Consider the following 515-nt stretch of genomic DNA (forward strand, 5'->3'; position numbering starts at 1 on the left):
ATTTCAATGCCGCCAAACACTTCCAGTTCGACAATGAGTACGGCCTGAACATCGGCGTTTTCGCCGGCTACGCCTCGACCGACGTCAACCTCGGCGCGTTTCGGGGATTTGATGCCATCGGCGAAGGTACCAACAAGGCCGGCCTGTTCGGCGGCTACGCGCTGTTTCGCAAGGACTACAATTACGCGCTCGTCTCGGCCTCCGGCTTCATCGGTGGAAGCGACGTGACGAACGGCGTGCTCGGCACCACCGGCAGCTATGATACCAAGGGCTATGCAGTGACCGCATCGGTCGGCCATATCTTCAAGCTGGGCGAGCGCACCCGCTTCGATCTGCGTGGCGGCCTGCTTGGCGTTTCCTTCCGTGGCGATCCCTATAAAGACAGCGGCGGCAACGAGTTCGGCAAGAGCAAGCTTTCTTTTGGCGCGATCAAGCTCGAGCCCGGCATCTATGGCGACTACACGCTAAGCAACGGAATGGTGATCAGCCCCTATGCGCGAGGCGAATTGCAGCAG

Annotated in this window: 1 protein-coding gene; it reads left to right on the top strand. The window is 59.8% G+C overall.

Annotated elements, in window-relative coordinates:
• A partial coding sequence (locus tag EN914_RS37890) for an autotransporter outer membrane beta-barrel domain-containing protein (RefSeq protein ID WP_164779303.1) occupies positions 1-515 on the top strand: 515 nt, incomplete at both ends.

The organism is Mesorhizobium sp. M7A.F.Ca.CA.001.08.2.1 (genome assembly GCF_003998455.1).
GTDB lineage: Bacteria > Pseudomonadota > Alphaproteobacteria > Rhizobiales > Rhizobiaceae > Mesorhizobium > Mesorhizobium ciceri.